Origin of the sequence: Prevotella lacticifex, assembly GCF_019973375.1 — a bacterium.
GTDB lineage: Bacteria > Bacteroidota > Bacteroidia > Bacteroidales > Bacteroidaceae > Prevotella > Prevotella lacticifex.
Map to the genome: position 1 here is coordinate 256,294 of NZ_BPTV01000003.1, position 16,007 is coordinate 272,300.

Here is a 16,007-nt window from a genome sequence, read left to right on the forward strand (position 1 = left end):
CTAATTAATTCTCCTTTTGCTTATATTGTCCTGCAATGTTGGCCATAACCTCCTCGATTGTCTTTGTATCATCGTCGAGAAGTTTACCGGCTGCAAGATTGTCGATGACATCCTTGTGGGCTGACCGCATTGACTCGAGGAACTGGTCCTGACAGTCGCGCACCTTGTCGACGGGAACATCACGCATGAGTCCGTGCACACCGCAGTAGAGTATTGCAACTTGCTCACCCACAGGCATTGGGCTGTACTGTGGCTGGATAAGGAGCTGATTGTTCTTACGTCCGCGGTCGAGGGTCATGGCGGTGACGGCATCCATATCGCTCGAGAACTGTGAGAAAGCCTCAAGCTCGCGATACTGAGCCATGTCAATCTTCAGTGTACCGGCCACCTTCTTCATACTCTTTATTTGAGCGGAACCACCGACACGCGATACGGATATACCGACGTTGATGGCAGGACGGAAGCCCTGATTGAAGAGATTGGTCTCGAGGTAAATCTGTCCGTCGGTGATGGAGATGACATTAGTAGGAATGTAAGCCGACACGTCACCAGCCTGTGTCTCAATAATTGGCAGAGCGGTAAGCGAGCCACCGCCCTTGACGTGGCCTTTCATCGACTCCGGCAGATCGTTCATCTGCTCGGCAATCTCCTGCTGGTCGTTGATACGTGCAGCACGCTCAAGCAGACGGCTGTGAAGATAGAACACATCGCCTGGGTAAGCCTCACGTCCTGAAGGACGACGCAGAATCAGCGACACCTCACGATAGGCTACAGCCTGCTTGGAGAGGTCGTCATAGACGACAAGAGCCGAGAGACCGCGGTCGCGGAAGTACTCGCCGATGGCGGCACCTGCAAACGGTGCATAATACTGCATGGCGGCGGGATCGGCGGCAGTAGCGCTGACGACGATTGTGTACGGCATAGCACCATGGTCCTTAAGTGTCTGCACGAGAGATGCGACAGTCGAGGCTTTCTGGCCGATAGCTACATATATACAATAGACTGGTTTGCCAGCCTCATAGAGACTCTTCTGATTGATAATGGTATCGACGGCGATGGCAGTCTTACCAGTCTGACGGTCACCGATGATAAGCTCACGCTGACCGCGGCCGATAGGAATCATCGAGTCGACGGCCTTAAGACCTGTCTGCAACGGTTCCTTCACCGGCTGACGGTAGATAACGCCAGGTGCCTTCCGGTCGAGCGGCATCTCGAAAGCGCCCGTGAGGTCGATATCACCCTTTCCGTCGATAGGAGTACCCAACGGGTCGACGACGCGGCCGAGGTAATTATCATTAACACGGATAGAAGCGATATGATGGGTACGCTTTACCTTCATGCCCTCCTTAATGCCGGACGTAGCACCGAAGAGGATACAACCGACGTTGTCCTCCTCGAGGTTCATGACGAGCCCCCGGGTGCCGTTCTCGAACTCCAACAGTTCGTTGGCCTCAGCATTACGCAATCCGTAGATACGCGCCACACCATCAGAGACGGTGAGGACGGTACCAACCTCGTCGAACTGCTCAGCCGAGTTAATGCCTTCGAGTTCCCTCTGCAGGACTTCCGACACCTCGCTTGGTTTGATTTTATCTGACATTTGAAATTATTTTTTAAGTTCTGTAAGGATCTTGTTAAGTTTTGACTTAACACTTGCATCCATTCTGTAGGTATCATACTCAAGGATGAATCCGCCAATGATATTGGGGTCAACCTCAGTCTTGAACTCCACAGTTCCTTTAGTCTTGCTCTCCACCATGCGCCGCATCCTGTCCTCAGTGTCCTTTGAAACTGGTGCGGCGGTAGTCAACGAGCCACGGATAATGTTCTTCTGCTGTCTATAAAGTGTGATGTAAGAGGCCGCCATGAATTGCAGTGTCTTCTCCCGGTCTTCTTTCAGGACGAGTGCGACGAACTTCTTTGTCAGTTCGCCTACATTCTCGCCACAAGCCGTCACGATGAGCTTGAGCTTCTTGTCCTTGGAGAGCATAGGGTTGTCGATCGTAAAGCGCAATTCAGGTACCTCAAGGAAACTTCTTGAGAGAGTCTGCATCTCCTTATAGACCTGATCTTCGAGCTTTAACTCCGTTGCGCTTTTCAGTAGCGCGCGGGCGTAGCGAACCGATATTACACCTAAATCCATAAGCTGCTATTTAACGTTATTGTCAGTAGAAGAAACCTCATCCAGCAATCTGTCAATCAATTCGTTCTGCTCCTTGTCGCCCTTGAGTTTCTCGCGGAGGATCTTTTCGGCGATCTGCACCGAGAGCTCAGCCACCTGGTTGCGTATCTCGCTGATGGCAGCCTGCTTCTCGTTTTCGATCTCCGTACGTGCATCGCTGACGATGCGCGCACCCTCGTCGCGGGCCTTTTCCTGAGCTTTCTCGACGATGGCATCGCGGGTAGCAGAGGCTTCTTTAAGAATCTCCGACTGCTTCTCGCGGGCCTGTTGGAGCAGCAACTCACCTTCTTTCTGGATATTGGCAAGCTTCTCGTTAGCCTCACGGGCCTTCTTCAGACTACCATCGATATATTCCTTCCGGTCGTTAACCATCTTCACGATAACAGGGAAGCCCCATTTCCAGAGGATGAGGAAGACGACGATGAAGACGATGGTCATCCAAAACAGCAAGCCACTATCAGGAATCAATAAATCCATATGCTGGTGTTTGCTTGGTTATACGTTAATTCATTGAATACTCGCGTGCCGTCGGCAATTACATGACGATGGCAAGGATAGCGATGATGACTGCGAAGAAAGCGACACCCTCGACAAGGGCTGCTGCGATAATCATCGACGAACGCAGGTCGCTCATCTTCTCAGGCTGACGTGCCATAGCGTCCATAGCCTGACCACCAATGCGTCCGATACCGATACCTGCGCCAATAGCTGCTAAACCTGCGCCTACTGCGGCGCCTAACTTTGCGAGTGCAACGTCTGCTAATAATAATGATAACATAGTTCTAAAGTTTTAATTGTTTATTATTTTTTCTGTTATTATACAATTGTGGGGCAAGAGTTCACGCTTTCTCTGGATGCACATGCGCAAGTGAGATAAACACCGCGCTGAGCATTGTGAAGACAAGAGCCTGAATGTAGCTCACAAGGACTTCGAGAAGCATCATGAACACACTCATGGCCACGCTGACGACCGTCATGCTCGAACCGGCAATGATGTTGGCAATGGCACTATCGGCCACACCGAACATGATGAAGATGATAGCCGCGAAACTCAATGCTATAGCATGACCGGCCATCATGTTTGCAAACAGTCGGATGATAAGAGCCAATGGTTTCGTGAAGATACCAAACAGTTCGATGAACGGCATCAATGGCACCGGCACCTTCAACCACATCGGCACCTCCGGCCAGAAGATATCCTTCCAGTAAGCCTTTGTTCCGGTGAAGTTTGTGATGAGGAACGTGGTCACACCAAGGAAGAATGTACAGGCGATATTGCCGGTGAGATTTCCTCCACCCGGTGGGAACGGAACGATACCCATCAGATTGGCCAAGAAGATGAAGAAGAAACAGGTGAGCAGCCACGGAGCGTACTTTGGAGCCTCGTCGCCCATGCATGCCTTGATTACATCGTCGTAGATGTTCATGATAAACATGTGCATCAGACCGGTGAATCCCTTCGGTGCAGGGTCGCTGACCTTATGGCGCTTGCACCAACGTGCCGGCACGAGCACACAGATAAGCAGCAGGATGGCATCGATGAAAAGCACGCAAACAGTCTTCGTTATCGAGATGTCCACGGGTCTGACCTCCTTGCCGTCAACCTTCTCGACAATCTTGTTCGGATACGCCTTGGCATCACCGCTCTTGATGACGAGATTCTTCAGACTGGCATCAGGCCCGACGTACGGACGATCGCCGTTGGTGATGACATTGCCGTCAAGGTCTTTGGCTCCCTTGACGATGTTGCCATCCTTGCCCTTGACATCGCCCAGCTCAGCGAAATTGCCGCTACTGAAAACATGCCATCCCGTGGTGGTCTTGATGATCACCGGCAGGTTGATGATGACAGGTCCTGTAACATGCCATTGATAAGAATCCTTGATATGACCCCACAAAATGTTCTTCACGTCGACCGGCTGCTTCTTAGAGAAGTCGTGGGCACCTACAGGAGCCGCAACGAGGGCCAGCATGACGATGAGGAGCAATTGCTTGATGTATTTCATATCTGAATCGTTTTTACTTTAATTTATTCTTTTTCTCTATTTGGGAGAAGTAAACGCAGTCGAAGACTAACATCACTAAGTAGAAACCCACAAACATTGCCGTGAACCCTAAGAGCGAGCTCTTGTCGTCCTTCATGACGACCATGGCAATAACGACAACCACGAGCGCCGAAAGCATACGCAGGGCCGAGGCCGCAAGGTAGAACTTTCCGAGCGATGCTGTTGAGCGTTTTGCCACAGCTTTCCACGACTGGATGTAGGCTATGCCGGAAATGAGAGAAAAGAGTGCACTTATGGACAAGGCACCGACGAGCGACGTGTCCTGGAAGTACTGCATGACAATAAGTATGACAACCGTCAGCCCAAAAATGAGCCACAAGCTGTACTTATAATACCGTTTTGCTATGTTGTTTATCACTTCCATGCTAAATCATTTTTCTCTCAGCCTTTCTTCACCTTATATATATAATGTCACATCAGAATAACACCGTCGAAACAGCGGTGTCAAAACCGACACGACAATAACGATATATGGTGCCAAAGGCTACATCTCAACACATAGGGAGACCTCGTTTCGCTTAACTTCGACGAATCCCCCATGAATGTCGAACTGCTTCTTTCCGTCCTTAGTGCCGTATTCCACCTTGCCTTCAGAGAGCGAGGAGATTAGCGGAGCGTGGTCGGTGAGAATCTCAAAACTTCCCAGTGTTCCCGGGACGAGCACGCTCTCCACGTCGCCTTTGAATACGACTTTCTCCGGACTGACTATCTTGAGTTTAAGCATTGTTCTGAGTTTTATTATTTATATGAGTCGAATAAGTTGCCCGGTAACCTTTAGAATTCTGTCCCACATCAATGGTGACAGATACCCTGCTGCCACCGTAGCACCTTTCCGACCCATGACCATGCTTATCCTTTAGCGGCATCGAGGAGTTTCTTACCCTTTGCGATGGCGTCGTCGATAGTGCCGACATTGAGGAAAGCCTGCTCCGGCAGGTCGTCGACCTCACCGTCGAGGATGGCATTGAAGCCCTTGATAGTTTCCTCAATAGGAACCATGACACCGGGTACACCCGTGAACTGCTCAGCGACGGCGAACGGCTGACTGAGGAATCGCTGCACACGGCGCGCGCGGTTCACGACGAGCTTGTCCTCATCTGAGAGCTCATCCATACCGAGGATGGCGATGATATCCTGAAGTTCGTTATAGTGCTGTAGAGTTTCCTTCACACGCTGTGCACATTCATAGTGTTCTTTACCTACAACCAGCGGGTCGAGGATACGCGATGTGCTGGCCAATGGGTCGACGGCAGGATAAATTCCGAGCTCCGTAATCTTACGGTTAAGCACCGTAGTAGCGTCGAGGTGAGTGAACGTTGTGGCAGGAGCCGGGTCAGTAAGGTCGTCGGCAGGCACATAAACAGCCTGCACCGATGTGATAGAGCCCTGTTTTGTCGATGTTATTCGTTCCTGCATGGCACCCATTTCACTGGCCAGTGTAGGCTGATAACCCACAGCCGACGGCATACGGCCTAACAGAGCCGACACCTCAGAGCCAGCCTGAGTGAAACGGAAGATATTGTCGATGAAGAACATAATGTCCGACGGCTCACCGTTAGGACCTCCGTGGTCGCGGAACTCCTCAGCAACGGTCAGTCCCGACAGAGCCACTGATGCACGTGCCCCTGGTGGTTCGTTCATCTGACCATATACAAGTGTAGCCTGGCTCTTCTTCAACTCCTCAGGATCGACGAGCGACAAGTCCCACTTGCCTTCGTCCATGGCCTTTCTGAATTTCTCACCGTAACGGATAACCCCCGAGTCGAGCATGTCGCGGATGAGGTCGTTACCCTCACGAGTACGCTCACCGACACCTGCGAACACCGAATAACCGTTGTGTCCCTTTGCGATGTTGTTGATGAGCTCCATGATAAGCACCGTCTTACCCACACCGGCACCGCCGAAAAGTCCGATCTTTCCACCTTTCAAATAAGGCTCGAGCAAGTCGATGACCTTAATACCGGTGGCAAGCATCTCCTTATGAGTAGACAGATCGTCGAACTTTGGCGGCTCACGATGGATAGGATATGACCCTTTCATGTCCAGAGCCTTCATGCCGTCGATAGGCTGACCAATGACGTTCATCATACGGCCCTTAATCTGTTCTCCGGCAGGCATCTGTATTGGCGCGCCCGTACGCTCTACGGCAAGACCGCGCTGCAGACCATCAGTATTGTCCATGGCCACACAGCGGACAGTGTCCTCACCGATGTGTTGCTGAGTCTCGATGATGAGATCAGCCTTTCCCGGGCGTTTCACGCGCAGTGCCTCATAAACCTGAGGCAACACTTTCTCGGGATCTTCCCCGTTGGTGTCGAAAAAGACATCAATGACCGGGCCGATAATCTGCGATATGTGTCCGATTATTTGTGACATAATTCTATGTTTTAGTTTAGTACTTATGTAATATCGTTCTCAAAATTTACAGAGCAAAAGTAATGAATAATTTACCACTAACGGCAATTTTCGTTATCTTTTAGCATTATTTAAAACCATATTAACCACTGTTTTTATATTTGTTCCCGATATGAACATAAACTTGCCCATTTCGCCAAATATATTTACAGTGGTTATTCAAGAACGATTTGTCAGCGCATTAAATGCTCAGCTCGTCAAGGACGGTGATGAGCTTGCGGTCGAACGGCTTATCGCTACGTATAGCATCAGCGAACGGTACGTAGACGACCTCATTGTTGCGCACACCGACCATGATGTTGCGCTGTCCCTGCATGATAGCCTCGATAGCACCGACACCGGTGCGGCTTGCGAGGATACGGTCGCGGGCCGATGGGCTACCGCCGCGCTGCAGGTGTCCGAGAATTGACACACGCACGTCATAGCCAGGGAACTCTTTCTTCACACGGTCGGCATAGTAGAGAGCACCGCACTTCGGACTCTCCGAGACGATGACGATACAGCTCTTCTTCGACTTACGGATACCGCGCTCCATGAAGTTCTGCAGCTGGTCGACGTCGGTAGAATCCTCCGGAATGATAGCAGCCTCAGCACCGGTAGCGATAGCGCTGTTCTGGGCCAGGAATCCGGCATCACGTCCCATGACCTCAACGAAGAAGATACGCTCATGGCTCTGGGCCGTGTCGCGGATACGGTCGACACACTCAACGATGGTATTCAGCGTGGTATCGTAACCGATAGTGTTGTCGGTACCATAAAGGTCGTTGTCAATTGTACCTGGCAGTCCGATGCAAGGGATGTCATACTCCTGTGCGAAAATCATTGCACCCGTGAGCGAGCCGTTACCACCAATGATAACCAAAGCGTCGATGCCCTCGTCCTGTATGTTCTTATATGCTTTCTCACGTCCCTCAGGAGTCTCAAACTCTTTTGAGCGCGCGGTCTTCAGGATGGTGCCGCCACGGTTGATGATACCACTGACGTTCTCGGTAGTGAACGGCTTAATCTCGTCGTTGATGAGACCATCGTAGCCACGGTAGATGCCTTTGATGTTGAAACCATTGTAGATACCTCCACGAGTGACCGCGCGGATAGCTGCGTTCATTCCTGGTGCGTCACCTCCTGATGTCAGGATTCCAATTGTCTTAATCTTTCCCATAATTGAATAGTGATATTGTTATTTATATTATTTTTTTTATTTCCTATATTAATACATAAGGTACATTGCACCCATTCCGAGGGCACACCCCACGAGAGCTTTCCATCCCACATTTCTGAGATACCATCCCACGTGCATGTGCTCCATCTTCAGCAAGGCCAGTCCGGCCATCGACCCCACGCCGAGCACGTTTCCGGCAGCAGGCACCAAGAAGGCTATTATCTTCCAGTAGATACCATTCTGCACCATAGCAGCGGCGAATCCCTGCGATGTCGTCGCAACATCGAAGAAGGAGAAGAATGTCGCCGCCGTAGCAAAGTTGTCGAGCACCGTGCTTATCAGTCCTGCCACAGTGCCGATAACCCATACGTTATGGATATTTACAGCCACCCAGCTGGCAACCCACGGCAGCACACCGGTTTCGATAATAACCCCAACGAGCAGGACTATTCCCACGATGAACAGCATCATCTGTATGACACCATACTGCAACACCCGTGGTACACGGCTCTGAATCATCTTGTCGACATTATTCAGCTTGCGGTTGAAAATCTCATTAACTATCCACAGCACCGACAATACGCAGAGTGCTCCGAGGAACGGACTGAGTTTTGTAATATTGTGGAACGTCGGTATGAACCACAGTCCACCTATGCCGACGATGAGCATCAGCAGTCGCTGCCACACGTTGAGCCTTGTATCGTCGCCACGGTAAGGCAGTCCAATCCAAGCCGTATCGACACGTTCCGGGAGCATTCTCCCGAGCCACCACACCGGCAGCAGCCATGCTATAAGACAAGGAATGGCCAACGACAGCGAGAAGTTCGTGGCCGTCACCGCACTCTTGTTCCATATCAGCAGATTCGTAGGATCGCCGATGACCGTCAGTGCCCCGCCGATATTCGCCGATATTACTATCGCCGCGCCGAGCACCATTCGCTGGCGCCGGTTCTGCACCACCCCGTGCATCATCGTGAGCATCATCACCGTCGTGGTGAGGTTGTCGAGGTTTATCGAGAGGACGAAGGTGATGACAGACAGCATCCACAGCATCCTTTTCCCCGACCTTGTTCGCAACAGCTGCTTTAGGAAGTCGAAGCATCCATTGTTGTCAAGCACCTGGACAATCGTCATCGTGGCGAGGAGGTAGAGGACTATCTCAGCTGAGCGGCCGACGCATTTCAGGAATATGTTCGAGGCGATGTACTGCTTCACCGTAACGCTCGTGGCTACTGCCCCGCCGAGGAAGCTGTGATAGTCGGTAGAGTGCTGACTCAGAACGAAGTCGGCTCCGTAGCAGATGTACAGCACCCAGCACAACGTACCCGTGAAGATAGCCACGGCTGCCTTGTTGATGTTGGTCAACTTCTCTGTCGATATCAGCAGAAGTCCCAATATTGCAATTATTACGATGAGTAGGGTCATTGCTTTAAAACTCCACAAATTTAAATATTTTTTTTCCATCCACCAACATCATACTTCTTTTTTTTAATAGGTTTAACGGCATTTTAATCTAAACGTCAAGTATTGCAAAGTCGATATTACAAAAAGGACGGAATACGACAAGCAAAAAAATAACGATAAGTTTATTTTGTCATTGTGATTGTTTTTCGCTACCTTTGCAAAACAAAACAAATAATCTTCATGCAGACTGCACCAACATACCGACAATCGGGAGGCGACGAGCCGCTCATCAGCTTTATCATCGCCGACTACAACGTTCCGGCGGAACTTCTCCGGGAATGTCTCGACAGCATTTTCGCCCTCAGCCTCAGCGACGGCGAGAGGGAGGTTATCGTCGTCGACGACGGCTCCACGGAGAGCCCTCTTGGCGACATTACGAATTATTTGGACAAAATAACTTATGTCCGACAGCGCAATCAGGGGCTCTCGGCAGCCCGAAATACAGGTCTACGTCTGGCCCACGGGCGGTTCATTCAATTTGTCGACGGCGACGACAAGCTCTTCCGTCCGGCTTACGAATACTGCCTCGACATCATCCGTTTCAAGGATGCCGACATAGTGCTCTTCGACATGACGACGAAGGACAACGGCGGCTCTCTCCCCGATTCTGCCGACGGCAGTGAGGGTCCTATGACGGGCTCACACTTTATGAAGCACCACAACCTGCGGGCGGCAGCCTGCGGCTACATCTTCAGGAGCAGCATGCGCGGCAATCTAAGTTTCCATTATGGCATCATGCATGAGGATGAGGAGTTCACACCGTTACTATTCCTGCGGGCTGAGAAAGTTTACGCCACCAAGGCCATAGCCTACTACTACCGCCAGCATCACGGTTCGATAACCCACAACAACGATAAGCGGTCGACGGTGAAGCGACTCAACGACACCTTTGGCGTTTTGCTGACCCTCCAGGCCCGCATAGACACACTGCCATTCAACGAGCGCAGCGCTCTCCAGAGGCGTATCGACCAGCTCAGTGCCGACTATATATATAATGTCATAACGCTGACCCACGACTCACGTTACCTTGAACGTTGTGTGGCCAGGATGCAGGAACATGGGCTCTTTCCCCTGCCTACGACCAGATATACGCGTAAGTATCTGTATTTCAGTCGCATGGTCAACTCCAAGCATGGTCGGAAGCTCCTCATGGCAATCCTTTTTGCTCGTCGACGATGAGTCGATGACCATTCTTTTCCGTCCACATTCATAACGAATCACGATACCAAAGAAAGATGAAAATTCTGCTCTTAGGTGAGTACAGCAACGTCCACGCCACACTTGCCCGCGGACTGCGGAACCTTGGCCACGAGGTGACCGTCGTCAGCAATGGCGACTTCTGGAAAGACTATCCGCGCGACATCGATGTCAGCCGGAAATCCGGACCGTTCAGCGGTGTGCGGCTCTATCTGAAGGTTCTGTCCCTTCTGCCACGGCTCACCGGATTCGATGTCGTACAACTCATCAATCCAATATTCTTCGAACTGCGCGCCGACCGATTATTCGCCATCTATCATTATTTGAAAAAACACAACAAAACAGTTGTCCTCGATGCCTTTGGCATGGACTATTTTTGGGTATCAACATGCACCTACGACAAACCCCTCCGCTACAGCGACTTCAACATCGGACCGAAGGTGCGCGATGACCTTTCGGCCGTAGAGGAGCAGCACGACTGGCTCGGCACGGCCAAGGAGCGTCTCAACAAGGAGATTGCCGCCAGTTGCGATGCCATCGTCACCGGACTCTACGAGTATGATGTCTGCTATCGCCCGCACTTCCCCGACAAGACAACATTCATTCCCTTTCCCATCGAGATAGGACCATCGGCACCGGTCTCCCCTGCCCCACCCCTCAAGCTCTTCATAGGCATCAGCAGGGGGCGCTCGGCATACAAGGGCACTGATATCATGCTCGAAGCGGCAAAGGAGGTAAAAGCGAAATATCCTGATGGCCTCGAGTTGCGCATAGCCAACGGCATTCCTTTCGACGAATACGTCCGGATGATTGACGGCTCCGATGCCATCATGGACCAGCTCTACAGCTACACTCCGGCTATGAACGCACTCTTGGCAATGTCGAAGGGCATTATAGTAATAGGTGGCGGCGAACCCGAGAACTACGCCATCCTCCACGAGAATCAGCTGCGTCCCATCGTCAACGTGCAGCCCACACGCGACAGCGTATGCCACGAGCTGGAACGTCTCGTTCTCCACCCCGACATCATCCCGAGACTGAGGCGCGAGAGCATCGAATATGTCAAGCGTCACCACGATTACATGAAAGTGGCCCGGCAGTACGAAACACTCTACAAGCAAATTATTGCAAAAAAATTTGGCAGTAAAATATAAAAGTATTACCTTTGCACCCGCTACGACGAAAAAGGACGTCAGTCCTACCGGCAAAAGCATAGAAATACGGGCCAGTCTCTTACGGCCAGCTCCCTTCGAATCCCCCAGGATGGGAACATAGCAAGGGTAGTAGGTTGTAGCGGCGCGATAGGAATCGCTGGCCCACCCGCCTCTTTAGCTCAGTTGGCCAGAGCACGTGATTTGTAATCTCGGGGTCGTTGGTTCGAATCCGACAAGAGGCTCAACAAAAGGATTAAACTCCGACAAGTCATTCTGCACCGAGCAGAATGGCTTTTTTCGTTTCCGCTCAATTGTCGCGTTCTTCCGGCTCCATCACCCTATCGACAACGTAAACTGCCAGAGTCAATTGTCAATACGGGCGTGCCTTGAACTTTTGGGATATTGCAACGGAGAAATCATAGAATGGAGCAGTCGCTGGAATGTAAAAGTATTTCACACCTGTTGCATTTTATAATCATCCTTGTTACTATCTGATTATCAACGGTTTACAATTTATATCATTTAGCATTGCGAAACAGGCAGTTTGAGGATGCAAAACAGGCCGTTTCGCAGGCCGAAACGGGCCGTTTCGCAAGACAAAATGACATGTATGAGAACACTGTAAAGATATTTCACATATTCAGTCCTTTCGCTTACACCACATTACAGCTTTTTAATCTGTCGTTAATCTTTTTTGCACAATCCAGTTACTCGTTATTGTCAGAATAGGATAACTTTGCAGCCCATTATAAGAAAGTTATAAAAAACAAAAGGTTTACGTGATGGAAAGACAGATATTCCAAACCGACTCGCGCCGTCGATGGCGCCGTTTCAAGTGGACGATGCGTTTCTTTGCCACAATAATGGTACTGCTGCTCGTCGTCTTTATAACAATGTTCGCCATGGAGGGCAGTCCTAATCTGCCTTTCCATCACGATTATCGAAGTGCGCTGACAGCCTCAAAGCCTTTCATGAAGGACAACAAGACAGCGCAGTCGTACCAGGCTCTGCGCGACAAGTTCCTTGAGAGCCGCATGCACAACAACTACATGGACGACTACCGCCGCGACCACCGTTTCGTCGGTCACGGCGACAAGGTCACAGAGAAGTTCATCAACGAATGGGGCGACCCCCGTATCGGTGTGCGCGCGGCATGGTATGTCAACTGGGATACACACTCGCTGACATCGCTGAAAAGGGGAATGAAGCAACTCAACATGGTCATTCCGGAGTGGTTCTTCATCAACCCCGCCACCGACCGCCTCGAAACACGCATCGACAACAAAGCCCTGCGCGAGATGCGACAGGCAGGAGTGCCCGTGCTGCCGATGCTCACCAACAACTACGGAGGTGACTTCAATCCGCAGGCCATTGGCCGGATAATGAGCGATAAGAACAAGCGCAACAAGTTTGTCAACAGTCTCCTAACCACCTGCCGCCGCTACCATTTCGAGGGAATAAACATCGACCTTGAGGAATTGAACATCACCGACAACGCTCTGTTAACCAATTTCGTAGCCGAACTGTACCGCACCTTCCATGCCAACAACATGTACGTGACTCAGGATGTGATGCCGTTCAACGACGACTACGACATGCAACAGCTCGCCCGCTACAACGACTATCTCTTCCTCATGGCCTACGACGAGCACAACACTACGTCGGCACCCGGCGATGTGGCCTCGCAGCACTGGATGGAGAAAGCCACCGACTGGGCAGCGAAGAACATCCCCAACGACAAGCTCGTCCTCGGTCTGGCCAACTACGGCTACGACTGGGCTGACGGAGGCGACTGCAACACGGTGTCGTACGACCAGACCATTGCCAACGCTTATGGTGCCAACGCTACATTATTATTTGACGACGACACCTACAATCTCCATTATTCATACACCGACGACGACAACGTCAAGCATCAGGTTTACTTCACCGATGCCGCCACGATATTCAACAACATGCGTTTCGGCACAACATACCATCTTGCCGGATTCGCCATGTGGCGCCTTGGCACCGAGGACTCGCGTGTGTGGAACTTCTACGGCAAGGATTTAGCATGGGAGCAGGTGAAACGGTGGAACCTCAACAACATCTTTGCCCTCAGCGGCTACAACGATGTCAACTACGTCGGCTCGGGAGAGGTGCTGAGTGTCGAGTCGGAACCGCATCCGGGACACGTCAGCCTCAGCATCGACACCGACGATCAGCTTATCGCCGAGGAGAACTATATAACCCTGCCGTCGGCCTATACCGTCGCCAAACTCGGTCACTGCGGACCGAAGGACCTCATTCTGACCTTCGACGACGGTCCTGATGCACGCTGGACACCGCAGGTTCTGCGCACGCTGAAGCACTACAGAGTGCCGGGGGCATTCTTCATGGTGGGCCTGCAGATGGAGAAAAACCTGCCCCTCGTCAAGAAAGTTTACGATTCCGGCAACACCATCGGCAACCACACCTTCACCCATCACAACGTCATCGAAAATTCCGACGACCGCACCTATGCCGAGCTCAAGCTCACACGCATGCTCGTCGAGAGCATCACCGGCCACAGTACGACGCTCTTCCGTGCTCCTTACAATGCTGATGCCGACCCTACGCAGCGCGAGGAGATAGAGCCGATGATCCTCGCCAGCCGCCGCAACTATCTCTTTGTGGGTGAGGAAGTTGACCCTAACGACTGGCAACCGGGAATAACGGCCGACGAAATCTACCACCGCGTCATCGACGGCGTGCACCACGGCGACGGTCACATCATTCTTCTCCACGATGCCGGAGGCGTGACCCGCAAGCCGACGATGGAGGCCCTGCCACGAATCATAGCCACACTGCAGCGTGAGGGCTACAGGTTCATATCCCTCGAGAAGTATCTCGGCATGTCGAGACAGCAACTGATGCCGGAGATTCCTAAGGGCGAGACCTACTACGCCATGCAGGCCAACCTCACGTTGGCGGAGATTATCTACCACACCAGCGACTTCCTCACGGCACTCTTCGTTGTCTTCCTCGTCCTCGGATTCCTCCGTCTGGCTTTCATGTATTTCCTTATGATAAAGGAAAAGCGCGCTGAGCACAGACGCCATTATCCTGCCCTGACGAAGGGAAACGCACCACACGTGTCAATAATTGTTCCGGCATACAACGAAGAGGTGAACTGCGTGCGGACCGTCAGCAACCTGCTGAAAGAGGATTACCCCTCGTTCGATGTCATTTTCGTCGACGACGGCAGTAAGGACCATACCTTGGAGCGCATCCATGAGGCCTTCGACGGCAACCAGCGAGTGCAAATCCTTGGCAAGGCCAATGGGGGTAAGGCCTCAGCACTGAACTACGGCATTGCCCACACCACAGCCGAATATGTCGTCTGCATCGATGCCGACACGCAGCTGCGCCCCGATGCCGTCAGCCGACTGATGCAGCACTTCCTCTTAGACGATGCCCACAGCATTGGAGCCGTGGCCGGGAACGTGAAGGTGGGCAACCAGCGCAATATGCTCACGCGCTGGCAGGCTATCGAGTATACTACCAGCCAGAATTTCGACCGTATGGCCTACTCGTATATCAATGCCATAACCGTGGTGCCGGGAGCCATCGGTGCGTTCCGCAAGGAAGCCATCGAGAAGGCCGGAGGGCTCACCACCGACACATTAGCCGAGGACTGCGACCTCACCATGCGCATCAACGAGGCAGGCTATCGCATTGAGAATGAGAGCTATGCCGTGGCCATGACCGAGGCCCCTGAGAACGTGCGGCAGTTCGTCAAGCAGCGCGTCCGCTGGTGTTTCGGTGTCATGCAGACCTTTTGGAAGCATCGCTCGTCGCTGTTCAACCCGAGAAAGAAAGGGTTCGGATTATGGGCCATGCCGAATATTCTTGTGTTCCAATACATTATACCGACCTTCTCGCCACTTGCCGACGTACTGATGTTCATCGGACTCTTCTCTGGCAACGCCATGCAGATATTCCTCTACTACCTGCTTTTCCTCCTCGTCGATGCCAGCGTGAGCATCATGGCCTACATCTTCGAGCACGAGAAGCTGTGGGTTTTGCTGTGGATAATTCCACAGAGATTCTTCTATAGGTGGATAATGTATTTCGTCCTCTTCAAGAGCTACATCAAAGCCATTAAGGGTGAGCTCCAGTCGTGGGGAGTGCTCAAGCGCACCGGACACGTCAAGGCATAAGGATTGAATTACACGATGACTGTCGGCCACTGTCGCCGGCAGTCACGTTTATTCTTTTATGCGACGGTGAAAGATTGCATTATGGTGCTCCGGACTGATATAACGCAAGGAAAAGACTTTTTGAAACTTAAAATGCGCGAAAAGTTTTGTCAGGTTATCAATTATCAGTACTTTTGCATTTATTAATGC

13 protein-coding genes and 1 tRNA gene are annotated in these 16,007 nt (G+C 51.6%); 4 read left to right on the forward strand and 10 right to left on the reverse strand.

Features of this window, described 5'->3' with window-relative positions:
• Positions 1-4 precede the first annotated feature (4 nt).
• From atpA to LDN30_RS14905, 10 genes are all read right to left on the reverse strand, one after another.
• The gene (gene atpA / locus LDN30_RS14860) at positions 5-1,600 is read right to left on the reverse strand and encodes a F0F1 ATP synthase subunit alpha (RefSeq protein WP_223930075.1); all 1,596 of its coding nucleotides are present in this window, start codon (positions 1,598-1,600) and stop codon (positions 5-7) included.
• A 6-nt stretch (positions 1,601-1,606) separates the two neighbouring features.
• Positions 1,607-2,143, reverse strand: a complete 537-nt coding sequence (locus LDN30_RS14865; protein ID WP_223927028.1) for a F0F1 ATP synthase subunit delta — start codon at positions 2,141-2,143, stop codon at positions 1,607-1,609.
• A gap of 6 nt (positions 2,144-2,149) precedes the next feature.
• Complete coding sequence (gene atpF, locus LDN30_RS14870; RefSeq protein ID WP_223927029.1) at positions 2,150-2,659, reverse strand: F0F1 ATP synthase subunit B; 510 nt, start codon at positions 2,657-2,659, stop codon at positions 2,150-2,152.
• Positions 2,660-2,717: 58 nt separating this feature from the next.
• Positions 2,718-2,960 carry an ATP synthase F0 subunit C gene (atpE, locus tag LDN30_RS14875; protein ID WP_223927030.1) on the reverse strand — a complete coding sequence of 81 codons (243 nt, stop codon included), beginning with the start codon at positions 2,958-2,960 and terminating at the stop codon, positions 2,718-2,720.
• A gap of 61 nt (positions 2,961-3,021) precedes the next feature.
• The gene (atpB, locus tag LDN30_RS14880) at positions 3,022-4,188 is read right to left on the reverse strand and encodes a F0F1 ATP synthase subunit A (RefSeq protein WP_223930077.1); all 1,167 of its coding nucleotides are present in this window, start codon (positions 4,186-4,188) and stop codon (positions 3,022-3,024) included.
• A gap of 13 nt (positions 4,189-4,201) precedes the next feature.
• Positions 4,202-4,612 (reverse strand): hypothetical protein, encoded by a 411-nt coding sequence (locus tag LDN30_RS14885; protein ID WP_223927032.1) that lies wholly within the window; start codon positions 4,610-4,612, stop codon positions 4,202-4,204.
• Between the two features lie 120 nt (positions 4,613-4,732).
• Positions 4,733-4,972, reverse strand: a complete 240-nt coding sequence (gene atpC / locus LDN30_RS14890) for an ATP synthase F1 subunit epsilon (protein WP_223927033.1) — start codon at positions 4,970-4,972, stop codon at positions 4,733-4,735.
• Positions 4,973-5,097: 125 nt separating this feature from the next.
• The gene (gene atpD, locus LDN30_RS14895; protein ID WP_223927034.1) at positions 5,098-6,624 is read right to left on the reverse strand and encodes a F0F1 ATP synthase subunit beta; all 1,527 of its coding nucleotides are present in this window, start codon (positions 6,622-6,624) and stop codon (positions 5,098-5,100) included.
• A 220-nt stretch (positions 6,625-6,844) separates the two neighbouring features.
• Positions 6,845-7,822 (reverse strand): 6-phosphofructokinase, encoded by a 978-nt coding sequence (pfkA, locus tag LDN30_RS14900; protein ID WP_223927035.1) that lies wholly within the window; start codon positions 7,820-7,822, stop codon positions 6,845-6,847.
• A gap of 48 nt (positions 7,823-7,870) precedes the next feature.
• On the reverse strand, positions 7,871-9,247 hold the full coding sequence (locus LDN30_RS14905; protein ID WP_223930078.1) for an SLC13 family permease: 1,377 nt from the start codon (positions 9,245-9,247) through the stop codon (positions 7,871-7,873).
• Positions 9,248-9,466: 219 nt separating this feature from the next.
• On the opposite strand from LDN30_RS14905, the gene LDN30_RS14910 reads away from it, so the two are divergent.
• The 4 genes from LDN30_RS14910 (at position 9,467) to LDN30_RS14925 (ending at position 15,818) form a co-directional block, all read left to right on the forward strand.
• Positions 9,467-10,465, forward strand: coding sequence for a glycosyltransferase family 2 protein (locus LDN30_RS14910; RefSeq protein WP_223930080.1), 999 nt, complete (start codon positions 9,467-9,469; stop codon positions 10,463-10,465).
• Positions 10,466-10,521: 56 nt separating this feature from the next.
• On the forward strand, positions 10,522-11,637 hold the full coding sequence (locus LDN30_RS14915) for a glycosyltransferase family protein (protein WP_223930082.1): 1,116 nt from the start codon (positions 10,522-10,524) through the stop codon (positions 11,635-11,637).
• 168 nt (positions 11,638-11,805) lie between these two features.
• Positions 11,806-11,879, forward strand: a tRNA-Thr gene (locus tag LDN30_RS14920).
• A gap of 540 nt (positions 11,880-12,419) precedes the next feature.
• On the forward strand, positions 12,420-15,818 hold the full coding sequence (locus tag LDN30_RS14925) for a trifunctional glycoside hydrolase family 18/polysaccharide deacetylase/glycosyltransferase family 2 protein (protein ID WP_223930084.1): 3,399 nt from the start codon (positions 12,420-12,422) through the stop codon (positions 15,816-15,818).
• Positions 15,819-16,007: the final 189 nt, after the last annotated feature.